We start from the raw sequence: 22,427 nt of genomic DNA on the forward strand, positions 1-22,427 counted from the left end.
ATCGGTAACCGTGACCCCCACGCATGATCGCCACAGACTACCGGGGAGAACCCAGGGCATAACAGGCTACGGCCGTAGCCGCGGCCACATTGAGACTGTCGACGCCGGCCTGCATCGGGATCCGCACGCGCCGGTCCGCGGCCGCCATCCAGCGCGCCGACAGCCCGTGCCCCTCGCCGCCGATCAGCAGCGCCGTCCGCTCGGCCGTCTCCACGTCCGCGAGGTCGACGGCGTCGTCGGCGGGGGTGAGCGCCAGCGTCCGGAAGCCGGCCGCCGCCAGCGCGCCGGGCACGTCGTACCACTCGTCGACCCGGGTGTACGGGACGGAGAAGACGGTGCCCATCGAGACCTTGACGGCGCGCCGGTACAGCGGGTCGGCGCAGCGCGGTCCGAGCAGGACGGCGTCCCAGCCCAGCCCGGCCGCGCAGCGGAAGATCGCGCCGACGTTCGTGTGGTCGACGAGGTCCTCCAGCACGACGACGCGGCGGGCCGGGCGCAGCACGTCGGCGACCGGCGGCAGCGGCCGCCGGTGCAACGACGCGAGCGCGCCGCGGTGCACGTGGAAGCCGGTGACGCCCTCGATGACCGGCTCCGGCGCCACGTAGACGGGGACGTCCCCGGCCGCGTCGAGCACGTCGGCCAGCGCGTCCAGCCAGCGCGGCGCCATCAGGAACGAGCGCGGCCGGTAGCCCGCCGCGACCGCCCGGCGCACCACCTTCTCCCCCTCGGCGAGGAACAGCCCGTGCTCGGCCTCCAGCGACGTGCGCAGCTGCACGTCGCGCAGCGCGACGTAGTCGGCCAGCCGGGGGTCGTCGACGCCGGCGACCTCGACCACGTTCATCGCAGCACCAGCACGACGACCGCCGTCACGCCGACCACGACGACGACCACGCGCAGCACCAGCGGCGAGAGCCGCCGCCCGATCCGCGCGCCGACCAGCCCGCCGGCCGCGGCGCCCAGCGCGATCAGCCCGGCCGCCGCCCAGTCGACGTCGCCGACCACCACGAACACCAGCCCGGCGACCAGGTTGACCAGCCCGGCCTGCACGTTCTTGACCGCGTTCAGCCGCTGCAGCGAGTCCGAGAGCGACAGCCCCAGGACGGCGAGCAGCAGCACGCCCTGCGCGGCGCCGAAGTAGCCGCCGTAGACCGCGGTGAGCAGGATCAGCAGCCACACGACCGGGCCGCCGTGCTCGCGTCCGGGCGGGCGCTCCTTGAGCCGCCGCGAGATCCACGGCTGCGCCGCCACCAGCACGCAGGCCAGCACGATCAGCACCGGCACGATCGCCTCGAACGCGCCCGGCGGCAGCGCCAGCAGCAGCACCGCGCCGCCGGTGCCGCCGACCACTGCGGCCAGCCCGAACCGGAGCACCCGGGCGCGCTGGCCGCGCAGCTCCTCGCGGTAGCCCCAGGCGCCCAGGAGCGAGCCCGGCACCAGCCCGACCGTGTTGGACACGTTCGCCACCACCGGCGGGTAGCCCAGCGCCAGCAGCGTCGGGAACGTGATCATCGTCCCGGACCCGACGACGACGTTGATCGCGCCCGCGGCGAAGCCCGCCGCGACGATCGCGACGACGTCGAGCAGGCTCACCCCGCCGGCGGGGCCGGCGGCGCGGGCGGCGGGCCGGACCGCCGGCCGTCGCCGGAGTCGGGCTCGGCGGTCAGGTCGCGGCCGATCGCCGGCAGGTCACCCGTCGCCGCCTCGTCCATGGCGTCTCGTGCCGCCTCGTCCTCCGCCGGGCCGGGCTCGCCGGTGTCCACCTCGGACGGCATCGACCGCGACGGGTCAGAAGCGACCTCGGCCGCCGCCAGCGCCCGCCGGACCTCCTCGGCCGCGGCAGCGGCGGCGGCCTCGCTCTCGGCGGTGGCCTCGGCCGCGGCGGCCTCGATCTCCTCGGCGGCGCTGTCGTCGGACGGGATCGCGCCCGGCGCCAGGCCCGCGCCGAACCGGCCGACGGCCTGGCCGAGGCCCTCCAGCGCCTTGCTGAACTCGCTCGGCACGATCCAGACCTTGTTGGAGTCGCCCTTGGCGATCTCGGGCATCATCTGCAGGTACTGGTAGGCCAGCAGCTTGTGGTCCGGGTTGCCGCGGTGGATCGCGTCGAAGACGGCGCCGATGGCCTTCGCCTCGCCGTCGGCGCGCAGGATCTGCGCCTGCTTGTCCGCCTCGGCCCGCAGGACGGTCGACTGCTTGTCGCCCTCGGCGGTGAGGATCGCCGACTGCTTCTGGCCCTCGGCGGTGAGGATCTGCGACTGTCGCACACCCTCGGCGTTGAGGATCGCCGCGCGCTTGTCGCGGTCGGCGCGCATCTGCTTCTCCATGGAGTCCTGGATCGAGGGCGGCGGGTCGATCGCCTTCAGCTCGACCCGGTTCACCCGGATGCCCCACTTGCCGGTCGCGTCGTCGAGGACGCCGCGCAGCGCGTTGTTGATCTCCTCGCGGCTGGTCAGAGTGCGCTCCAGGTCCATGCCGCCGATGACGTTACGCAGCGTGGTGACGGTGAGCTGCTCGATGCCCTGGATGTAGTTGGCGATCTCGTAGGTCGCCGCCTTCGGGTCGTTCACCTGGTAGTAGATGACGGTGTCGATGGACACGACCAGGTTGTCCTGGGTGATCACCGGCTGCGGCGGGAACGACACGACCTGCTCGCGCAGGTCCAGCAGCGGCAGCACGCGGTCGATGAACGGCACGACGACGGTCAGGCCCGGGTCGAGGGTGCGCTGGTAGCGGCCCAGCCGCTCGACGATGCCGGCCCGCGCCTGCGGCACGATGCGTACCGACTTGGCCAGCGTCACCAGCACGAAGATGGCCAGCAGGATGACGACGAGGAGGATGAAGATCTGACCGGCTTCCATAACGACCTTCCGCTGCGGTTTTCCGTGGGTCAGGCGAGTCGCGCGGCCAACCTATCAGTGCGCACGGCTAGCGCGGGTCGGCCTCGAACACGAGCGCCGTCGCCCCCTGGATCTCGATGACGTCGACGTCGCGACCGGCCTCGATGACCGAGGTTCCGTCGTAGCAGCGGGCGGTCCAGATCTCGCCGGCCAGCTTGATCAGCCCCCGATCGGCGTCGACCGTCTCGACGACGACGCCCTTGCGGCCGACCAGCGCGGCGGCGCCGGTGCGGGTGCTGCCGGCGCTGCGCAGGTGCCGCTTGGCCACCGGCCTGACGAACCCCAGCAGTGCGACGCTGACGACGACCGCGACGAGGATCTGCAGCCACAGCGCGTCGACACCCACCAGCGACGCCAGTGCGCCGGCCGCGGCGCCACCGGCCAGCATGAGGAAGATCAGGTCGACCGTGGTGGTCTCGACGATGCCCAGGACGAACGCCAGCCCCAGCCAGGCGGCCCAGGCGTGGTCGCCGAGCCAGTCCAGGAAGTCCTGCATGGTCTCAGTCTATGGTGCGGAGACGCTCTCGCGCTGCGCCGAGACGGCGCGCGCGGACCACCGTCCGTCCTCGTGCCGGATCCGCAGCGGCAGCCCGAACGCGGTGCTCAGGTGCTCGTCGGTGAGCGTCTCGGCGATCGGCCCGGCGGCCACCACGCGGCCGCCCGACAGCAGCAGCGCGTGGGTGAAGCCGGGCGGGATCTCCTCGACGTGGTGGGTCACCAGGACGGTGGCCGGCGAGGCCGGGTCGGCGGCGATCTCGCCGAGCGTCGCGACCAGCGTCTCGCGGCCGCCGAGGTCCAGGCCGGCGGTGGGCTCGTCGAGCAGCAGCAGCTCCGGGTCGGCCATCAGCGCGCGGGCCAGTTGGGTGCGCTTGCGCTCGCCCTCGGACAGCGTGCCGAACGTGCGGCCGGCGAGGTGCTCGATGCTCATGCGGCCCAGCAGCCAGCGGGCGCGGTCGTCGTCGAGGTTCTCGTAGGACTCGCGCCAGCGGCCGACGACGCCGTAGGCGGCCGTGCGCACGACGTCGAGCACCGACTCCTGCCGCGGGATCCGCTCGGCCAGCGCGGCGCTGGTGATGCCGATGCGCGGGCGCAGCTCGAACACGTCGACCGCGCCCATGAGCTCGCCAAGCACGGCCGCGTAGCCGCTGGTCGGGTGCAGCTGCGCGGCGGCGATCTGCAGCAGCGTCGTCTTGCCGGCGCCGTTGGGCCCGAGCATCACCCAGCGCTGCCCCTCGGCGACGGACCAGGTGACCTCGTCGAGCAGCCGGTTCCCCGAGCGCACGAGCGTGACGTCGGCAAGTTCGAGCACATCGGACATCGCGTGGACCGGCTCCCCTCGACGAACGGCTGACGGAGGCGATGGCGGCGCGCGCCCCGGAACCCCCGCACGACTCTAGCGGGCGGGCCGTAGGCTCTGGCGTATGGTCACCCTCCCCCGTTCCGCCCGCCTCGCGGCGTGGGGCACGGCCTGGCTGCGCAGCGAGGCGAGCCTCGACGACGTGGTCGCCCGGGTCCGCGCCGACGACGAGCCGCACGACGCCGTCGACGTGCCCGGATCGGCCACCGCGACTGGGCTGTCCGAGGCGCTGCGGGCGCTGCGCGACGCCGGTGCCACGTCGTTCCTGGTCGCGCTGCCCGCGCCCGGCGACCCCAGGGGCCTGGGTGGCCCGGCCGACCTCAACGGTGACGCGATCGACGCCGGCGAGGCGGTGCTCGCCGCCGGCGCGCCGTACGCGCTGGTGCCCGACGTGCGCACGTTCGGCCCGCCCGGCGACCAGGGCCATCTGGTGACATGGATGGTCCGTCCGGCCGCGCCCGCGCCGCCGGGCCCGGCGCTGGCCGACGCGGACCGCGAGCTGACGGCGTCGCTGCTGGCGGCCGGCTCGATCCTCACCGACCTGGACGTGCCGTCGTGGCGGCCGGAGGTCGAGGCGCTGCTCGAGGACATCCGCACCAACCGCGAGTCCGACCCGCTCCCCCGCGCGTTCCCGCCGCAGGCTCAGGCCGTCGCGGCACGGTCGGCGCGGCTGCTCGCCGTCGTCCGGTTCGCGCTCGGCGACGACGGCGGCGCGGTGACGGCGGCCGCGGCGGCGTCGCGGCGCGAGGCGCTGACGCCGCTGGAGCGGGCCTCCCGGTCCGCGCTGGCCGCCGCGTGCAACGCGCTGGCCACGCGGTAGCGTTTCGGCTTGCGATGAGCCTGCCACCGGAACCCCCCGCCACCACCCTGCTGGTCACCCTCACCGGGCGCGACCGGCCGGGCCTGACCGCACAGCTGTTCACGGCACTGTCCGCCTTCGACGTCGAGGTCCTCGACGTCGAGCAGGTCACCGTCCGCGGCAGGCTGGTGCTGGCGGTGCTGCTCAACCCGGCCCCGGCGTTCGACGAGGTCGCGTTCCGCCCCGCGCTGGTGACGCTGGGCGAGCAGCTCGGCGTCGACGTCGAGCTGGCGCCCGGACACGGCGACCGCCGACGTCCGCCGGGACGCGCGCACATCACCGTCCTCGGGCACCCGCTGCGCCCCGGCGCCGTCGCCGCCCTCACCGACGCCGTCGCGAAGGCCGGCGCCAACATCGACCGCATCGTGCGACTGGCCTCCTACCCCGTCACCTCGATCGAGTTCGAGGTGTCCGGCGCCGACCCCGGCCGGCTCAAGGCCGACCTCGCCGCCGTCGCGCTGGCCGAGGGCGCCGACGTCGCCGTCCAGCCGTCCGGGCTGCTGCGCCGGGCCAAGCGGCTGGTCGTCATGGACGTCGACTCCACGCTCGTGCAGGGCGAGGTGATCGAGATGCTGGCGGAGAAGGCCGGCGTGCTCGACCAGGTCGCCTCCGTCACCACGCGCGCCATGCAGGGCGAGCTGGACTTCGCGGCGTCGCTGCGCGAGCGGGTCCGGCTGCTCGCCGGGCTGCCCGCGTCCGCCGTCGCCGAGGTGCGCGACGCGGTGCAGCTGACGCCGGGCGCGCGGACGCTGATCCGGACGCTCAAGCGGCTGGACTACCGGTGCGCGATCGTCAGCGGCGGGTTCACGCAGATCACCGACCCACTCGCGGACGAGCTGGGCATCGACTACGCGGCCGCCAACACGCTGGAGATCGCCGACGGCGTGCTGACCGGCGGGCTGGTCGGGCCGATCCTGGACCGCGCCGGCAAGGCGGCCGCGCTGGCCCGGTTCGCCGCGGCCGAGGGCATCCCGCTGTCGCAGACCATCGCCGTCGGCGACGGCGCCAACGACCTGGACATGATCGCCGCCGCCGGTCTCGGCGTCGCGTTCAACGCCAAGCCGGTCGTGCGCAGCGCCGCCGACACCGCCGTCAACGTCCCGTACCTCGACGCGATCCTCTACCTGCTCGGCATCAGCCGCGACGACATCGAGGCCGCCGACGCCGCCGACGGGACACCCACCCCCGCCCCACCCGTCCGCTGAGGACCGGGGCCCTAGCCGCGGGCGACGGCGTAGCCGGTCAGCCGGACGGCGCCGGGGTCGACCGTCGCCCAGTCGCCGTCGACGGCGAACACCGCCACCGAGGCCGTCGGGAAGCCGGCCCGCATGCGCGCCGTCTCCGCGACCTCCGATGCGCCGTCGTCGAGCGCGTTGGCCAGCATGCCGATGCCCGGGTTGTGACCGACGATCGCCGCGGACAACGCCTCCGGCGGCAGTGCCCGGACGATCTCCAGCAGATCGCCCGCGGACGCGTAGTACACGTCGTCGGAGACGACCGGGTCGGGGGCGCCGGGCAGCTCCGCGGCCAGCAGCCGGTACGTCTGCCGCGTCCGGTCGGCGCTCGACACGACCGCCACCTGCAGCGTCACGTCCTGCGCGTGCAGCCAGCGGCCGATCGCCGGCGCGTCGCGGCGGCCCTGGCCGGCCAGGGCGCGGCCGTGGTCGTCGCGGTCGTCCGGCTGCTCGGCCTTGGCGTGCCGGATGAGCACGAGGGTCCTCGCCATCCCGGCAGCCTAGGCGCTCCAGTACCCTGCGGCAGGATGGGGTCGCCCGCGTTGGCGGGCATAGCCACGATCGTCCCGATCTGGTAAGGATTCGCTGTGGAGATCACCGTGCCCGAAGCCGACGCCACCGTGCCCGACGTCCCGCCGCCGCCCGCCACCCCGGACCCGGCGCCGCCGGTCGCCAGCTCGCGGGCCGACCTGCGGCATCGGCTCAACACGGCCACGGCCGGATTCGAGGCGCCACTGGCCGCCATCGACATGGACGCGTGGGACGCCAACGCCACCGATCTCGTCCGGCGCGCGGCCGGCAAGCCGATCCGGGTCGCCAGCAAGTCGCTGCGCAGCCGGGCGCTGCTGCGCGACGTGCTGGGCCGCGACGGCTTCCACGGCGTGCTGGCGCTGACGCTGTCTGAGGCGCTCTGGCTCGTGGGCACCGAGCTGAGCTCCGACGTCGTCGTCGGCTACCCCACCGCCGACCGCCGCGGGCTGGCCCGGCTGGCCGGCGACGACGAGCTGGCCGCCGCCATCACGGTCATGGTCGACGACGTCGCGCAGCTCGACCTCGTCGACGCGGTCGCGCCGGCGGACGGGCGGGTGGAGATCCGGGTCTGCCTGGAGCTGGATCTGTCCTGGCAGCCGCTGGGCGGTCGGCTGCGGGTCGGCGCGAAGCGGTCGCCGCTGCACTCCGTCGACGACATCGTCCGGCTGGCGCACGCGGTGCAGTCGCGGCCGGGGTTCCGGCTGGTCGGCATCCTGGGCTACGAGTCGCAGATCGCCGGCGTGCAGGACGCACCGCCCGGGCGCGGCTGGCGCGGCCGGATGGTGCGCTCGATGCAGAAGCGGTCCTGGGCCGAGCTGTCCGAACGACGCGTCGCGGCCGTCGAGGCGGTCCGCAAGCTGGCCGACCTGGAGTTCGTCAACGGCGGCGGCAGCGGCTCGATCGAGCGGACCGTGTCCGACCTGTCGATCACCGAGGTGGCGGCCGGGTCCGGGCTGCTGGCGCCGCGGCTGTTCGACGGCTACACGAGCTTCTCACCGCGCCCGGCGGCGTTCTTCGCGGTCCCGGTCGTGCGCCGGCCGGGTCCTGGCATCGTCACCGTCGCCGGCGGCGGCTACATCGCCAGCGGCGCGGCCGGCGACGACCGGCTGCCGGTGCCGTGGCTGCCCGAGGGCCTGACGCTGGACAAGGACGAGGGCGCCGGCGAGGCGCAGACGCCGCTGCTGGGCTCCCCCGCCGACGACCTCGCGATCGGCGACCGCGTCTGGTTCCGGCACGCCAAGGCCGGCGAGCTGTCCGAGCGGTTCGACCAGTACTACCTGGTCCGCGGCGAGCGCCTGGTCGACACGATCGCGACCTATCGCGGGGACGGCAAGACGTTCCTCTAGTGCCGGTCGTCAGTTACGAGGAGCTGGCGGCGCGGATCCGCGGGCTGCGGTCTCCCGTGCTCGTCGCCGTCGATGGGCCGGCCGGCTCGGGCAAGACGACGCTGGCGGGACGCCTGGCGGCGTTGCTGGGCGACGCGCCGGTCGTGCACATGGACGATCTCTACCCCGGCTGGGACGGGCTCGCGGCCGCCGCCGTCGCCGTCGCACCGGAGGTGCTGGCGCCGCTGGCCGCCGGCCGGCCGGCGCGGTACCGGCGCTGGGACTGGGCCGCGTCGCGCTGGGCCGGCTGGGTCGACGTCGCGCCGGCGCCGGTCGTCATCGTCGAGGGGTGCGGCAGCGGGTCGACGCCCGGCGCGCCGTACCTGTCGCTGCTGCTGTGGGTGGAGGCGCCGCACGACGTGCGTCAGGCCCGCGGCTTCGAGCGCGACGGCGACGGGTTCCGGCCGCACTGGTCGCGCTGGGCCCGTCAGGAGGACGCGTTGTTCGCCGCCGAGCGGACCCGGGAGCGGGCAGACGTGCGCATCGACACCGCGCCGGCCGTCCCGCACGACCCGGCGCGCGAGGTCGTCGCCGAGTTCCGGCTCTGAGCCGGGGCGGTTCGTCGGTTAGCGTTGGTCGCGTGCGCGTCGTCGAGCTGAACATCTACCCCGTCAAGTCCACCCGTGGCATGGCGCTGACCGACGCCGCTGTGGAGCCGTGGGGGCTGGCCGACGACCGCCGCTGGATGGTGGTCGACGAGTCCGGGTACGTCGTCACGGCGCGCGTGCGGCCGGCGCTGCTGGGCGTGACGGTGACGCCGCTGGGCCGTGGCCGGATCCGGCTCGAGGGCCCGCACGCCGCCGCCATGGACGTCGACGCCGCCGAGTCCCGCCAGTACGTCCCGGTGCAGATCTGGAAGAACACCCTCGACGCCGTCCACCCCAGCGCGGCCGCCGACGCCTGGTTCGGCAAGCTGCTCGACGAAGACGTCCGCCTCGTCTGGCTCGACGACCCCACCCGGCGCCCGGTCAATCCCGCCTACGGCCTGCCCGCCGACCGCGTCACCTTCGCCGACGCGTTCCCGCTGCTCGTCACCAGCACCGGGTCGCTGGATCGGCTCAACGACTGGGTCGTCGAGGAGGCGCTGCTGCGCGGCGAGGAGCCGCCGGCGGCGCCGCTGCCGATGCGCCGGTTCCGCCCCAGCGTCGTCGTCGACGGCGCCGTGCCGTTCGCCGAGGACACGTGGTGCCGCCTGCGCATCGGCGAGGTCCCCTTCCGCGCCGTCATGCTGTGCGGCCGCTGTGTCCTGACGACGGTCGACCCGGACACGCAGGTGCGCGGCAAGGAGCCGCTGCGCACGCTGGCCCGGCACCGTCGCTGGGACGGTCAGGTCTGGTTCGGCATGAACCTCGTCCCCGACGGCACCGGCCGCATCGCCGTCGGCGACGAGGTCGAGGTCACCGCCGGCTGACCTCGGTCACTCCTGGGCCGATGTCATGCCGAGCGCTGCCGTGATCGGCATGACAAAGTCCACGAACCCGTTCGTACCGGTGGTGTCGATCGCCACCTGGAGCTGCCGCCCGATCGCCACCGCGGTGGAACCCATCGAAGGCGCGCTGTCGTCCAGTGCGGCGAAGTAGTCGATGCTGCCCGGCCACTGCTCGCAAGCGGTCAGGATCCAGCACAGACCCGCGTAATAGCGCTCGCTGCTGGCCCACATGGTGACGGTGACGTTGCCGGCCTGGGTCGCGTAGGTCGCGGCGACGTGGTCGCGACTCGTGTCGGCCGACAGTTCCTCGACCGGCCCGGCCGCGGCCTCGAGAATCGCCTCGATCCCCTGGAAGTCCCGCCGAACCGCGTCGACGTCCCAGCCGGGTCCGGTGCCGACGACGAGCTCGTCGGCGTCGTATCGCGACCCGGCCCGCCAGGCGGCCTCGGCGATGGCGTTCGCCTCCTCGGGCGAGAACGTGCCGGCCAGGTCCTTCTGGTCGCTCGGACGATGGTCGATCAGCGTCGACCACACCACCGTGACGGCGGCGCTGCCGCCCTCCGCGACGGCCACCCCCGTGACGTCGCCGGCATGGCCGACGACCCGCCAGCGGTCCTCGTCATCCCAGCCCTGACTGCAGGCGGACCAGAGGTCCACGGCGTCGGGGGTCTGCGCGGGCTCGGTGCACGGCCGGAACACACCGAGCTCCGGCGGCGCGGCTTGCACGACGACGTCGACGGTGAACACGGCCTCGCCGCGGACTGCGGTGAAGGACAGCCCGTAGCCCTCGCCGAGGCCCTGAACAGCGAAGCCGGGCTCGGTCGGGCTGAGGTCGGCGGGCAGGGCCGACCGCACGGCCGCCCAGACCACCCGTTCGAGCGGGTCGGCGGTGGCGTCACTTTCCGGTCCGGCGTCCGCCGAGCTCGGCATCGGCCCTCCGAACTGCGGCACGACGGACGCCACGTCGGACGAAGCCGAGGTCGAGTACGGCCAGACCTCGTCGGACGCGGCCGGCACCGGATCGTCGTCCACGAGGGCTGGGACCAAGAGCGCCGTCGTGCCGGCCGCGGCGAGCGCCGCCCCGGTGACCGTGAGGCGGCGCTGACGACGGCGGGTGCGCCGCGCCCGCCCGCGCGCGAGGTCCTCCTGGATCGACGCCGTGATCGGCGGCTCGTCGGTGAGGACGTCCCGGAACAGGTCCTTGAGATCGGAGTCGACCATCAGCCCTCCTCGACCAGTGCGAACTCGTTCGTGCCGAGCAGGTCGCGCAGCTTGTCCAGGCCACGCGCGGACTGGCTCTTCACGGTGCCGGCGCTGCAGCCGAGTAGTCCGGCGACCTGCTCCACCGAGAGGTCCTCCCAGAACCGCAGCACCAGGACGGCCCGTTGCCCCGCCGGGACCGCCGCCAGCGCCGTCAGCAGCCGGTGCCGGGCGCGCGGATCGGACCCGTCGGCCGGGTCGCCCGAGCCGCCGCCGTCGGGGACGACGTCGACGGCATGCTCGCGGCGCCACGGCCGGCGCGTGCTGTCGATGTAGGCGTGCAGCATCGTCTTGCGCGCGTACCCGTCGAGATCGTCGCGGCGCAGGACCCGGCGCCAGGAGACGTAGAGCTTGGTCAGGGTCTCCTGGACCAGGTCCTCCGCCGCGTGCCAGTCACCGGTCAGCAGATAGGCGGTGCGCAACAGGGCGCGCCGGCGCGCTGCCACGTACTCGCCGTACGCCGCCTCGTCGATCGCCGGCATGGACCCGCCTTCGTGGTCACGTCGAACTACTCACTCCGTAGACGGTACGGGCGGCGGATCGGGTTGCACTCAGATGCGGCAGGCGAGGATCTCGGTGACGAGGATCGCCCGGGCGCCGACCGCCCACAGGTCGTCCATGACGCGCTGCGCGTCGGCCCGCGGGACCATCGCCCGGACGGCGACCCAGCCCTCGCGGTGCAGCGGCGACACCGTCGGCGACTCCAGGCCGGGGGTGAGCGCGCTGGCCTCGTCGACCCGGTCGGCGCGGATGTCGTAGTCCATCATCACGTAGCCGCGGGCGACCATGACGCCGTTGAGGCGGCGCAGCAGCAGGTCGATGGCGGGCGGCCGGTCGCTCTCGGCGCGGGCGATGAGCACGGCCTCCGAGCGCAGGATCGGCTCGCCGACGATCTCCAGGCCGGCCTGCCGCAGCGTCGTGCCGGTCTCGACGACGTCGGCGATGACGTCGGCGACGCCGAGCTGGACCGCGGTCTCGACCGCCCCGTCCAGCCGGACGACGGTGGCGTCGACGCCGCGCTCGGCCAGGTAGTCGCGGAGCAGTCCGGCGTACGACGTGGCGACGCGCAGGCCGCCGAAGTCGGACACCTTCTCCGCGGTGCCAGGCCGCGCCGCGAAGTGGAACGTCGAGCCGCCGAAGCCGAGCGACAGCAGTTCCTGCGCCGACGCGCCGGAGTCCAGCAGCAGGTCGCGGCCCGTGATGCCGGCGTCGACGGTGCCGGCGCCGACGTAGACGGCGATGTCGCGCGGGCGCAGGTAGAAGAACTCGACGTCGTTGTCGGGGTCGCGCAGCACCAGCTCGCGGCCGCCGTCGGAGCGCTGCCGGTAGCCGGCCTCGCGCATCATCTCGGCGGCCGGACCGGCCAGCGAGCCCTTGTTGGGCACGGCGATGCGAAGAGTCATGTCAGAGCCTTTCGTAGACGTCGGCGAGGCTGATGCCGCGGGCGAGCATGAGCACCTGCACGTGGTAGAGCAGCTGCGAGATCTCCTCGGCCGCTCGTTCGGCGCTCTCGTGCTCGGCCGCCATCCAGGCCTCGGCGGCCTCCTCCACGACCTTCTTGCCGACGTGATGGACCCCGTGCCGGACCGCCTCGACCGTGCCGGAGCCGGCCGCACCGGACTCCACCTTCGCCGACAGCTCGACCCACAGGTCATCGAAACTCTTCACGTCGCACAAGGGTACGGACACTGCGCCGCCCGATGGCGACGAGGTTCACGAGCCGGACACGCGGCGCCCCGCCGCCGGGCTCTCAGCCGCCCCGCGTCCGTACCCTCAGCCGCCCCGCGGCCAAGGCTCTCAGCCGCCCCTAGGCGTAGCAGCCCTTCAGCGCCACGACCGTGGCCAGCGCCGCCTGCGTCGCCTCGTAGCCCTTGTCCTCCTTGGACCCCGGCAGCCCGGCTCGGGCCAGCGCCTGCTCCTCGTCGTCGCAGGTCAGGACGCCAAAGCCGATCGGGACGCCGGTGTCGACCGCGACCCGCGTCAGCCCCTCGGTCGCTGCCTGGCAGACGTAGTCGAAGTGCGGCGTCTCGCCCCGGACGACGACGCCGAGGGCGACGACGGCCTCGTAGTTGGCCCGGGCCAGCCGCGCCGCGACGACCGGCAACTCGAACGAGCCCGGCACCCGCAGGATCAGCGGGTCCTCGACGCCGGCCTCGTCGAGCGCGCGCTGCGCCCCGGCGATCAGCCCGTCCATCACCTGCTGATGCCACAGCGACGCGACGACCGCGACCCGGAGGTCGCCCACCTTGCCCACCTGCAACTCGGGCGCGCCCTGACCACTCATCGTCCGGTGTCCTCTCGTTCTGGGGTCTCCGAGCCTGGCAGATTGTCGAGCTCATGGCCCATGCGGTCCCGCTTCGTCGTCAGGTACCGCAGGTTCTCGGGGGTGACGGCGACCGGCAGCGCGACCCGTTCGGCCAGCTTGAGGCCGTATCCCTCGACGCCGGTGAGCTTGGCCGGGTTGTTCGTCATCAGCGCGATCGTGCGCACGCCGAGGTCGGCGAGGATCTGCGCGCCGGTCCCGTAGTCGCGGGCGTCGGCCGGCAGCCCCAGCTCGAGGTTGGCGTCGACGGTGTCCAGCCCGCCGTCCTGCAGCTCGTACGCCTGCAGCTTGTGCGCCAGCCCGATGCCGCGGCCCTCGTGCCCACGCAGGTACACGACGACGCCGCGGCCGGCGCCGGCGACCAGGTCCATCGCCGCCCGCAGCTGGGGGCCGCAGTCGCAGCGCAGCGAGCCGAACGCGTCGCCGGTCAGGCACTCCGAGTGCAGTCTGACCAGCACGGCGTCGTCGCCGACGGCGTCGCCTCCGACGTCGCCCATGACGAGCGCGACGTGCTCGCTCCCGTCGAGGACGTCGCGGTAGGCGTGCGCCGTGAACGTGCCGTGACCCGTCGGCAGCCGCGTCGTCGCGACCCGCTCGATCTGCCGCTCGGTGCGGCGGCGGTAGCGGATGAGGTCGGCGATCGAGATCATCGCCAGGCCGTGCGCGTCGGCGAACTCGCGCAGCGCCGGCGCCCGCATCATCGAGCCGTCGTCATGAATGATCTCGCAGAGCACGCCCGCCGGCGACAGGCCGGCCAGCCGGGCGAGGTCGACGGCGGCCTCGGTGTGCCCGGGGCGGGTGAGCACGCCGCCCTCGCGGGCCCGCAGCGGGAACACGTGGCCGGGCCGGCTGAGCTCGTACGCCTCCGTCGCGGAGTCGGCCAGGACCCGAGCGGTGTGGGCGCGCTCGGCCGCCGAGATGCCGGTCGTGATGCCGTGCCGCGCGTCGACGGAGACGGCGAACGCGGTGCCCTTGCGGTCCTCGTTGACGACGGTCATCGGCGGGAGGTCGAGCCGGTCCAGCTCGCTGCCCAGCATCGGGACGCAGATGACACCCGACGTGTACCGGATCGTGAAGCCCATCAGCTCCGGCGTGGCCTTGGCGGCGGCGAAGATCAGGTCGCCCTCGTTCTCCCTGTCCTCGTCGTCGACTACCACGACCGCCTTGCCGGCCGCGATGTCGGCGATCGCCCGCTCGACGGTGTCCAGTTGCACGGTCATGCGTCCACCTCTGTCGTGTTCTCGGCCGTTCCACCCGGCGCCGGGACGCCGTCCGTTCCGTCCGTGCCGGCTGTTCCGCTCGTTCCGCCCGTCAGGAGGCGCTCGACGTACTTCGCGACGACGTCGACCTCGAGGTTCACGCCGTCGCCGGGCTGGCGGCGGCCGAGCGTCGTCAGCTCCAGGGTGGTCGGGATCAGGCTCACCTCGAACCAGTCGTCGCCGAGGCCGGACACCGTCAGCGACACCCCGTCGACGGCGATCGATCCCTTCTCGGCGACGTAGCGCAGCAGGTCGCGCGGCGCCTCGACGCGGACGACCTCCCAGCGGCTGCCCGGCGTGCGCGCGACGACCGTGCCGACGCCGTCGACGTGGCCCTGGACGATGTGGCCGCCGAGCCGGTCGCTGGCACGCACCGCCCGCTCCAGGTTGACCGCGTCGCCGCTGGTCAGCTTCGCCAGCGTGGTGCGGTCGAACGTCTCGCGCATGACGTCGACGGTGAACGTGTCGCCGTCGATGTCGGTGACGGTCAGGCACACGCCGTCGACGGCGATCGATGCGCCGTGCACCGCGTCCTCGGCGACCTTCGGGCCGCGGACGGTGAGCCGCCCGTCGTCGGCGTCTCCCTCCGTTCGGACCAGCACCCCAAGTTCCTCGATGATCCCGGTGAACATTGCCTCACGCCTTCCTGTGTTCTCGCGGAGTTGCGGTGATGCGGAGATCGGGTCCGAACGTCTTGACCTCGGTGATGTCGAGCCGGATCGCGTCGGCGATGGTGCCCACGCCGGCGTCGGCGAGCGCGGCCGGCCCGGCGCCGAGCAGGGCGGGCGCGACGTAGCCGACGACGCGGTCGATCAGGCCGGCTCGCCAGAACGCGCCGGCGAGGGTCGGTCCGCCCTCGAGCAGCACGTAGCGGTGCCCGTCGTCGTAGAGGCGGGCGAGCAGTCTCGGCAGGTCGACCCTTCCATCCGGGCCGGCGCCGACCTCGCCAACCGTCGCAACCCACGTCGGCGCCGCACCGTCCCGCACCCTCGCCGTCGCCGGAGTCCGCCCCGCGCTGTCGACGACCACCCGCAGCGGCTGCTCCCCGGCCGCGCCGCCGCCGGTCGTCGCCGCCGTCGCAGTGGTCGCAGCCGTCGCCCCCATCGCTGTCGTTGCGGTTGCCGCAGCCGTAGGGATCGCCGCCGTCGCAGTGGTCGGGGACACCGGGGTCGCCGCCGCCGTCGGCGTCGCCCCCATCGCTGTCATTGCGGTTGCCGCAGCCGTAGGGATCGCCGCCGTCGCAGCCGTCGGCGTCGCCCCGGTCGCCGCGATCGCCGAGGCCGGGGTTGCCGCGGTCGCTCCGGTGGCCGAGGTCACCGAGGTCGAGGTCGCCGAGGTCGCCTCAGCCGTCGGCGTCGCGCCGGTCGCCGAGGTCTGGGTCGCCCCGGTCGCAGGCGTCGCCGTCGCTGCTGGAGCGGTCGTCGCAGCCGCCGCGATCTGCGACCTCTCGGGATCACGCCGCCCCGCGACCTGCGGATCACTGGCCCCGGCCGGCGCCGTGCCCATGGGCACCGCGTCGGCCGGCCGCGGCGTGAGCAGCGACCCGTCCGTGTCCACACGCGCCGTGAGCTGCGGATCGTCCGCCAGCACGGTCCCCGAGCCGACCACGACCGCATCGACGGCGGCCCGCAGCCTGTGCACGTCGGCCCGAGCCTCGTCGCCGGTGATCCAGCGGCTGGTGCCGTCAGCCGCCGCGCTCCGCCCGTCGAGCGTGGCGGCGAACTTCCAGACGACGAACGGGCGGTGGGTCCGGAACGGCGCGAGCCAGCGGGCGTTGGCGACCGTCGCTTCGTCCTCCAGCACGCCGAGCTCGACGTCGACACCGTGAGTGCGCAGCGTCGCCGCTCCCCCGGCCGCGAGCGGGTTCGGGTCGGCGACCGCGACCACGACCCGAGCGACCCCGGCCGCGATCAACGCCTGCGTGCACGGTCCGGTCCGGCCGGTGTGGTCGCACGGCTCCAGCGTGACCACGGCCGTCCCGCCCCTGGCCCGCTCGCCGGCCTGCGCCAGCGCGTTGACCTCGGCATGCGGCCCGCCGCGACGCTCGTGCCAGCCCTCGCCGACGATCGCGCCATCCGCGTCGAGGACCACGCAGCCGACATCGGGGTTGGGCGGCGTCGTGTAGGCGCCGTTCAGCGACAGCTCGATGGCGCGGCGCATCGCCGCCAGTTCCACCGGACTCGCCACCGGCCCCTCCTCGCCTCTCTGGCGAGCTCCGGGGCGGGCGCGAGTGCGCCACGAACGACCGGCCCGGCGGTTCGGGCACGCACCAGGGCGCGTCCGGCCGAGACGGCCGCGCGTGCTGCCTCCCATCCGGACTTTCACCGTCGGTCCCGGAGTTCCACCGGGTCAACCGCCCACCGCCCGCTGGTGCGGACGCCGGCCGGGTCGCGGACTGTCACCGCCGGTTCGGACTTTCACCGACCCCGGAGCACGCGTCGTGTCTCTTGCAAGGGTAACCGCCCTTGCTCGGAACGCATTCCCGGCCTGTCATTCCGGCCGGTGATCAGGGCTTTTCCGTATCGACCTCCTCTCATCCCGGCGTCACGTCTCGGGTGTCGCGCCCCGAGTGTTCCTGTGCGTCCGCGTCCCGGGGCATCGTGTCCCGGGCGTCTCATGCCAGGCGTCTCACGCGGGCGCCTTGTCCTGGGCGTCTCGCCCGGCGCCTCATCCCGGGTACCTCGTCCCGGAGCGTCGCCTCCCGGGCGTCTCATACCGGGTGGCCCATCTCAGGCGTCTTCAGACATCACGTCTCGAGCCTCACCTCCCGGAGCGTCGCGTCCCGGGCGTCGCGCCCGGCGGCTCGTCCCGGGCACCTCGCCTCAGCTGCCTCTTCCTGGCCATCTCCTTTCAGGTGTCGCGGCTCAGGCCTCGCCCTTCTTCGTTGCACGCAGCGCCAGTCGCTGCGTGCTGGCGTCCAACTGGTCGCCTCCTCGTGGTCAGGCCTCCTCTCCGTCGCGCCGCGGCCGCGAACCGAGCGCCGACCAGCGGGCGGCCAGCGCCGGCACGTCGATCGCGAGCGGCCACGGGTGGTCCGTGCTGAACGGCGCCGACGTGGGCGGCGTGCGCTCGGCGTAGGCGCCGGTCGCCGGGTCGAGCCGCAGCTCAGCGATCTCGATCCACGGCGGGCTCCCCCGCACGACGACGATCCAGTACGCCGGTACGCCGGCCCGGGCGTACAGGGCGCGCTTGGTCACGGTGTCGCGGAGCACCGAGCTCGGCGACACCACCTCGACGACCAGAGCGAGGGCGCCCACCGGGATCGGAGTCGTCTCGGCCATCGCCACGTCCGCGACGACGACGTCGGGGCGCACCTCGTCGTGATCGCCGATCCGCACCGGCTGGCCGCGATCGACCACGACGGGGCTCCCCCGATTCGACACCTCGAGCGTGTTGGCCAGCCATCGCCAGATCTCGGCCTCGGCGGCCGTCGGCGGCGGCGACACGACGAAGCAGCCCTCGATCAGCTCGAAGCGCGGCCCGTCGGCAGGCAGGAGCCGCAGATCGGTGCTGCGGAAGCCCAACGATCCGGGATCGCGAGCCAGCGGGTTGGCGGGGTTCACGGCGACTCCTGTGGGACGTGCGGCGGACGCGGATGGTCAGCGATCAACTTCACGCTAACCAGCCGGTTCGCCTGCTGTCGCCTCGTGGCGTTTGCCCGGATCAGGGCAACCGTTGCCCTCATTCGGGCAACCGGCCACGAGCTCCGAACCGTCTCCACGGCAACTCTCAGGGCTACCCGGGTGAGCTAGGCGGCAGCGGTGTCGGTCGAAGGGTTTCCTGTGAGACCGGCGACCGAGCTCCGGTGCGGAGCGACCATGCGGCACCACACGCGCCGAGGACTCACAGGGTTCTCTCAGAAGCTCTCGGGAATCGCCCGGATCGGCCGGTCAGCATCGACTCCATGACAACCATCGACGTACGAGGGCTGACCAAGCGGTACGGGCCCGACACAGTGGTCGACGACGTGTCGTTCACGGTCGAGCCGGGGCAGGTGACCGGCTTCCTCGGGCCGAACGGCGCCGGCAAGTCCACCACCATGAAGATGATCACCGGGCTGGCCACTCCGACCAGCGGCGACGTCACCATCGGCGGACGCCGCTACCGCGACCTCCCGGTCCCGTTGACCGAGGTCGGCGCGCTGCTCGACGCCGGCGCGGTGCACGGCGGGCGGACCGCGCGGGACCACCTGCTGGCGCTCGCCGCCAGCAACGGGCTGCCGCGGCGCCGGGTCGACGAGGTGCTGGCGCGGACCGGACTGGAGGGCGTCGCCGGCAAGCGGGCCGGCGGGTTCTCGCTGGGCATGCGGCAGCGGCTCGGCATCGCGGCCACACTGCTCGGCGACCCGCGGGCGCTGATCTTCGACGAGCCGCTGAACGGCCTCGACCCGGAGGGCATCCGCTGGATCCGCGACCTGCTCCGCTCGCTCGCCCGCGAAGGGCGGTCGGTACTGGTCTCCAGCCACCTGATGAACGAGATGGCGCTGAGCGCCGATCACCTGGTCGTCATCGGCCGGGGGCGGCTCATCGCCGACACCGGCATGAGCGAGTTCCTGCGCGCCAACGGCGAGGGCACCGTGCTGGTCAGGACGCAGGAGCCGGGCGCGTTCGCGGTGCGGCTGACCGAGGCCGGCGCGACGGTCCGGGAGGGACTCGAGTCGTCGCTGGTCGTGTCGGGTCTGAGCAGCGACGAGATCGGCCGGCTGGCCGCCTTCCACGGCGTCGCGCTGAGCGAGCTCACGCCGCAGCGCGCATCCCTGGAGGACGCCTTCATGGAACTGACCAGGGACAGCGTCGAGTACCAGGGGGTGGCGGCATGAGCACGCTGACCAGCACGCCGACGAGGGCGACGTTCGGCCACGCGCTGCGAGCGGAGTGGATCAAGCTGCGCAGCCTGCGCTCGACCTGGTACACGCTGGCCTGCCTGTTCGCGGTCGGCCTCGGCGTCACCAGCCTGGCGTTGAGCTCGGCCGGGACGGACTACGCGGACGCGTCGGCCGCGGACCGGGCCGCGTGGGACCCCACGAACCTCAGCCTGACCACGTACATCGTCGCGCAGCTGATCATCGGCGTGCTGGGCATCCTCGTCGTCACGTCCGAGTACGCGACCGGGCTGATGCAGACGTCGGTGATGGCGACGCCGCGACGGCTGCGGCTGCTGGCCGCCAAGGTCGTCGTGGCCGCCGCAGTCGCCGTCGTCGCCGGACAGCTGCTGATGCTCACGTCGTTCCTGCTCGGGCAGGCCATCCTGAGCGCGCAGGACGTGCCGCACGCCGCGCTCGGCGACCCCGGCGTGCTGTCCGCGGTCATCGGCGGCGGCGTCTATCTGACGGCGATCGCCCTGCTCGCGGCCGGTCTCGGCACGATCATGCGGGCGACGGCGGGCGCGCTGGCGACGCTGGTGGGGATCGTGTTCCTGGTGCCGGCCCTCGCGGGGCTGTTCCCGTCCTGGTTGGAGGGCCTGATCGACGTCTGGCCGACGAGGGGCGCGGCGGCCGTGCTGGCGACCGTCCCGGACCCGGAGTATCCGGACCCCTGGCTGAACCTGGGCGGCATGTGCCTGGGCGTGGCCGCGGTGCTGGTCGCGGCGTTCGTCCTCTTCCGCCGCCGCGACGTGTGAGAGCGGACGGATGAGCGGAGCCGGGCGGGCCCGCGACCGTATCCTGGCGACCGTGGAAGGACCCGCGGCGCCAGGCGCCGGGCAGCTGCTGGTGGTCGACGACGAGGCGACGGTCCGGGAACTGCTCTCGGCGGCGCTGCGGTTCGCCGGGTTCGGCGTGTCCTCGGCGGCGACCGGCGCGGAGGCCGTCGAGGCGGCCGCTGCGGAGCCGCCGGACCTGGTGCTGCTCGACGTCATGCTGCCGGACATGGACGGCTTCGAGGTCGTCCGCCGGCTGCGCGAGGCCACGACCAGCAGAAGAGGTCCGGTCCCCGTCCTGTTCCTCACCGCCCGGGACCGGCAGGCCGACAAGGTCACCGGCCTGTCGCTCGGCGCCGACGACTACGTGACCAAGCCGTTCGACCTGGAGGAGCTGATCGCCCGGATCCGGGCCATCCTTCGCCGCACGTCGGGCAACCCCGCCGACCTGCTGCGCACCGGGCCGCTCACACTGGATCCGGTGGGCCATCAGGTCACCCGCGACGGCGCCGTCGTCCGCCTATCGCCCACAGAGTTCCGGCTGCTCAAGTACCTGATGGAGAACGCCGGCCAGGTCGTGTCGAAGGCGCAGATCCTGGACCGGGTGTGGAACTACGACTTCGGCGGCGACGCCAGCATCGTGGACACCTACATCTCCTACCTGCGGCGCAAGATCGACACCGGCGAGCCGCGGCTGATCCAGACGGTGCACGGCGTCGGCTACGTGCTGCGGGAGCCGCGGCCGTGAGACGGCTGTCGCTGCGCGCCCGGCTGCTGCTGCTCACGTCGGGGCTGCTGCTGACCGGGCTGACGCTGATCAGCGCGGCCGTCGCGGGCCAGCTGGAGCGCTACCAGCTGGATCGGATCGACGACCAGCTGCGCTCGCTCACCGCGATCCTCGGCAGCGTCGCCGGCGGGCCGCCACAGCCCACCGACCCCGGCGGACGGCCGGAGCTGCTCGACGCCGCGCTGGACCTGATCGGGGCACCGTATCTGGTGTACCTCGATGCCGACGGACGGGTCGCCGACGGCCTGCGCACGTCCGGCCTGGCCGCCGACGAGCTGCCGGAACTGAGCCGCCTGACCGAGCTGCCCCGGGACGCGACGCCGGTCAGCCTGCCGTCCGCCGACGGCGACGGCCGCTGGCGCGCGGTCGCGGTGCCGGCCGCCGACTGGGACGGGACGGTGGTCGCGGCCGCCCCGCTGGACACGGCCGACGCCACGATCGACCGGCTCCGGGTCGCCAGCCTGGTCAGCGGCGCTCTCCTCCTCGTCCTGCTGACGGCGATCGGCTGGTTCGCGCTCGGCCGGGGCCTGCGCCCGCTGCGCCGGATCGAGCACACGGCCGCCGCGATCGCCGGCGGCGACCTGACCCGCCGCGTCCCCGGCCTGGCCGCGTCGAACACCGAGATCGGGCACCTCGCCGAGTCGCTCAACACCATGCTCGGCCAGCTGGAACGCGCCTTCGCCGACCGCGCGGCCGCCGAGACGCGCATGCGCACGTTCCTGTCCGACGTCAGCCACGAGCTGCGCACGCCGCTGGTCGGGATCAAGGGCTCGGCCGAGCTCTACCGCATGGGCGCGCTGCCGGAGCGCGCCGACGTCGACGCCGCGATGCTGCGGATCGACCGCGAGGCCACCCGGCTGGCGGCGCTGACGGAGGACCTGCTGCTGCTCGCCCGGCTGGACGAGGCGCCGGAGGGCCAGCTGGACCGCGCGCCGATGGACCTGCGCACGCTCGCCGGCGACGCCCGCCACGACCTGCGCACGCTCGACCCGTCCCGAACGGTCGAGCTGACCGGCCCGGACGGCGACGGCACGCCGGGCCCGGCACCGGTCGACGCCGACGAGGACCGGCTGCGGCAGGTCGTCGCGAACCTCGTCGGCAACGCCGTCGCGCACACGCCGCCGGGCAGCGCGGTACGCATCGGCGTCGGCACGGTCGGCGACAAGGCGGTCCTGGACGTCATCGACGAAGGGCCCGGGATGACCCCTGAGCAGGCCGAACGCGTCTTCGACCGGTTCTACCGGGCCAACCCGTCGCGGACCCGGGCCGGCGGCGCCAGCGCCGGACTCGGCCTGGCGATCGCCCGCTCGATCGCCCATGCGCACGGCGGCGACGTCGAACTGCGCACCCGGCTCGGCGACGGCGCCCGGTTCCGGCTGACCCTGCCCCTGGTCGGCCAGGACCAGCGGCCCGTCACCAGGAGTACCTGAGCCTCAACACGATCAGGCGTAGTCCGACACGGGATCTCGTG

22 protein-coding genes, 3 pseudogenes and 1 riboswitch are annotated in these 22,427 nt (G+C 73.8%); of the genes and pseudogenes, 9 read left to right on the forward strand and 16 right to left on the reverse strand.

Annotated features, from left to right (window positions below; translation table 11 throughout):
- Window positions 1-37: 37 nt before the first annotated feature.
- The 5 genes and pseudogenes from C1I92_RS03375 to C1I92_RS35845 all read right to left on the reverse strand — a co-directional run.
- Window positions 38-841: a TrmH family RNA methyltransferase gene (locus tag C1I92_RS03375; RefSeq protein ID WP_111253252.1), complete on the reverse strand. Its 804-nt coding sequence runs from the start codon at window positions 839-841 to the stop codon at window positions 38-40.
- Window positions 838-1,590, reverse strand: coding sequence for a sulfite exporter TauE/SafE family protein (locus C1I92_RS03380; RefSeq protein WP_111253253.1), 753 nt, complete (start codon window positions 1,588-1,590; stop codon window positions 838-840). Before C1I92_RS03380 ends, C1I92_RS03375 begins: the two co-directional genes overlap by 4 nt.
- Entirely contained in the window at window positions 1,587-2,855 is a 1,269-nt protein-coding gene (locus C1I92_RS03385; RefSeq protein WP_111253254.1) for an SPFH domain-containing protein, read from the reverse strand. Before C1I92_RS03385 ends, C1I92_RS03380 begins: the two co-directional genes overlap by 4 nt.
- A 67-nt stretch (window positions 2,856-2,922) precedes the next feature.
- Complete coding sequence (locus C1I92_RS03390) at window positions 2,923-3,390, reverse strand: NfeD family protein (protein ID WP_111253255.1); 468 nt, start codon at window positions 3,388-3,390, stop codon at window positions 2,923-2,925.
- A gap of 297 nt (window positions 3,391-3,687) precedes the next feature.
- Window positions 3,688-4,212 (reverse strand): annotated as a pseudogene (locus tag C1I92_RS35845) (ABC transporter ATP-binding protein); the annotation flags it as partial.
- Between the two features lie 103 nt (window positions 4,213-4,315).
- Between C1I92_RS35845 and C1I92_RS03400 the strand changes: the two are divergent.
- Both C1I92_RS03400 and serB read left to right on the forward strand, forming a co-directional pair.
- A complete protein-coding gene (locus tag C1I92_RS03400; protein ID WP_111253257.1) occupies window positions 4,316-5,071 on the forward strand; it encodes an Rv1486c family protein in 756 nt (251 codons plus the stop codon).
- A gap of 14 nt (window positions 5,072-5,085) precedes the next feature.
- On the forward strand, window positions 5,086-6,315 hold the full coding sequence (gene serB / locus C1I92_RS03405) for a phosphoserine phosphatase SerB (RefSeq protein WP_111253258.1): 1,230 nt from the start codon (window positions 5,086-5,088) through the stop codon (window positions 6,313-6,315).
- Window positions 6,316-6,326: 11 nt separating this feature from the next.
- Here the strand turns inward: serB and C1I92_RS03410 are convergent, their stop codons facing one another.
- The gene (locus tag C1I92_RS03410; RefSeq protein WP_111253259.1) at window positions 6,327-6,836 is read right to left on the reverse strand and encodes a SixA phosphatase family protein; all 510 of its coding nucleotides are present in this window, start codon (window positions 6,834-6,836) and stop codon (window positions 6,327-6,329) included.
- 129 nt (window positions 6,837-6,965) lie between these two features.
- Here C1I92_RS03410 and C1I92_RS03415 point away from each other — a divergent pair, with 129 nt between their 5' ends.
- Genes C1I92_RS03415 through C1I92_RS03425 form a run of 3 tightly spaced genes read left to right on the forward strand, consistent with a single transcriptional unit; the run spans window position 6,966 to window position 9,672 of the window.
- On the forward strand, window positions 6,966-8,222 hold the full coding sequence (locus C1I92_RS03415; RefSeq protein ID WP_438940518.1) for an amino acid deaminase/aldolase: 1,257 nt from the start codon (window positions 6,966-6,968) through the stop codon (window positions 8,220-8,222).
- The gene (locus C1I92_RS03420; RefSeq protein WP_111253260.1) at window positions 8,222-8,809 is read left to right on the forward strand and encodes a uridine kinase family protein; all 588 of its coding nucleotides are present in this window, start codon (window positions 8,222-8,224) and stop codon (window positions 8,807-8,809) included. The genes C1I92_RS03415 and C1I92_RS03420 overlap by 1 nt, the downstream gene beginning before the upstream one ends.
- 32 nt (window positions 8,810-8,841) lie before the next feature.
- On the forward strand, window positions 8,842-9,672 hold the full coding sequence (locus tag C1I92_RS03425; protein WP_199520913.1) for an MOSC domain-containing protein: 831 nt from the start codon (window positions 8,842-8,844) through the stop codon (window positions 9,670-9,672).
- Between the two features lie 6 nt (window positions 9,673-9,678).
- On the opposite strand, the gene C1I92_RS03430 is transcribed toward C1I92_RS03425, so the two are convergent.
- The 10 genes and pseudogenes from C1I92_RS03430 to C1I92_RS03470 form a co-directional block, all read right to left on the reverse strand.
- On the reverse strand, window positions 9,679-10,911 hold the full coding sequence (locus tag C1I92_RS03430; RefSeq protein ID WP_111253261.1) for a hypothetical protein: 1,233 nt from the start codon (window positions 10,909-10,911) through the stop codon (window positions 9,679-9,681).
- Complete coding sequence (locus C1I92_RS03435) at window positions 10,911-11,432, reverse strand: SigE family RNA polymerase sigma factor (RefSeq protein ID WP_111253262.1); 522 nt, start codon at window positions 11,430-11,432, stop codon at window positions 10,911-10,913. Before C1I92_RS03435 ends, C1I92_RS03430 begins: the two co-directional genes overlap by 1 nt.
- A gap of 69 nt (window positions 11,433-11,501) precedes the next feature.
- Entirely contained in the window at window positions 11,502-12,353 is an 852-nt protein-coding gene (gene hisG, locus C1I92_RS03440) for an ATP phosphoribosyltransferase (RefSeq protein WP_111253263.1), read from the reverse strand.
- Window position 12,354: 1 nt separating this feature from the next.
- A complete protein-coding gene (locus C1I92_RS03445; protein ID WP_111253264.1) occupies window positions 12,355-12,618 on the reverse strand; it encodes a phosphoribosyl-ATP diphosphatase in 264 nt (87 codons plus the stop codon).
- A 139-nt stretch (window positions 12,619-12,757) separates the two neighbouring features.
- Window positions 12,758-13,234, reverse strand: a complete 477-nt coding sequence (ribH, locus tag C1I92_RS03450) for a 6,7-dimethyl-8-ribityllumazine synthase (RefSeq protein WP_111253265.1) — start codon at window positions 13,232-13,234, stop codon at window positions 12,758-12,760.
- Window positions 13,231-14,493, reverse strand: coding sequence for a bifunctional 3,4-dihydroxy-2-butanone-4-phosphate synthase/GTP cyclohydrolase II (locus C1I92_RS03455; RefSeq protein ID WP_111253266.1), 1,263 nt, complete (start codon window positions 14,491-14,493; stop codon window positions 13,231-13,233). Before C1I92_RS03455 ends, ribH begins: the two co-directional genes overlap by 4 nt.
- Complete coding sequence (locus tag C1I92_RS03460) at window positions 14,490-15,164, reverse strand: riboflavin synthase (protein WP_111253267.1); 675 nt, start codon at window positions 15,162-15,164, stop codon at window positions 14,490-14,492. The genes C1I92_RS03455 and C1I92_RS03460 overlap by 4 nt, the downstream gene beginning before the upstream one ends.
- A 4-nt stretch (window positions 15,165-15,168) precedes the next feature.
- Window positions 15,169-15,603, reverse strand: a pseudogene (locus tag C1I92_RS35535) (RibD family protein); the annotation flags it as partial.
- A 411-nt stretch (window positions 15,604-16,014) separates the two neighbouring features.
- A pseudogene (gene ribD, locus C1I92_RS35540) lies at window positions 16,015-16,692 on the reverse strand (bifunctional diaminohydroxyphosphoribosylaminopyrimidine deaminase/5-amino-6-(5-phosphoribosylamino)uracil reductase RibD); the annotation flags it as partial.
- Between the two features lie 135 nt (window positions 16,693-16,827).
- Window positions 16,828-16,971, reverse strand: a riboswitch (FMN riboswitch).
- A gap of 500 nt (window positions 16,972-17,471) precedes the next feature.
- Window positions 17,472-18,095 carry a Uma2 family endonuclease gene (locus C1I92_RS03470; protein ID WP_111253268.1) on the reverse strand — a complete coding sequence of 208 codons (624 nt, stop codon included), beginning with the start codon at window positions 18,093-18,095 and terminating at the stop codon, window positions 17,472-17,474.
- Window positions 18,096-18,436: 341 nt separating this feature from the next.
- On the opposite strand from C1I92_RS03470, the gene C1I92_RS03475 reads away from it, so the two are divergent.
- From C1I92_RS03475 to C1I92_RS03490, 4 genes are read left to right on the forward strand one after another with little or no spacing between them, the layout of a single operon-like run.
- A complete protein-coding gene (locus tag C1I92_RS03475; RefSeq protein WP_111253269.1) occupies window positions 18,437-19,351 on the forward strand; it encodes an ABC transporter ATP-binding protein in 915 nt (304 codons plus the stop codon).
- Window positions 19,348-20,151 carry an ABC transporter permease gene (locus C1I92_RS03480; RefSeq protein ID WP_111253270.1) on the forward strand — a complete coding sequence of 268 codons (804 nt, stop codon included), beginning with the start codon at window positions 19,348-19,350 and terminating at the stop codon, window positions 20,149-20,151. The genes C1I92_RS03475 and C1I92_RS03480 overlap by 4 nt, the downstream gene beginning before the upstream one ends.
- Window positions 20,152-20,194: 43 nt before the next feature.
- Window positions 20,195-20,917: a response regulator transcription factor gene (locus tag C1I92_RS03485; RefSeq protein WP_369124071.1), complete on the forward strand. Its 723-nt coding sequence runs from the start codon at window positions 20,195-20,197 to the stop codon at window positions 20,915-20,917.
- Window positions 20,914-22,386, forward strand: coding sequence for a sensor histidine kinase (locus tag C1I92_RS03490; protein WP_111253272.1), 1,473 nt, complete (start codon window positions 20,914-20,916; stop codon window positions 22,384-22,386). The genes C1I92_RS03485 and C1I92_RS03490 overlap by 4 nt, the downstream gene beginning before the upstream one ends.
- The last annotated feature ends 41 nt before the right edge of the window (window positions 22,387-22,427 follow it).

The organism is Jiangella anatolica (assembly GCF_003236295.1).
GTDB lineage: Bacteria > Actinomycetota > Actinomycetes > Jiangellales > Jiangellaceae > Jiangella > Jiangella anatolica.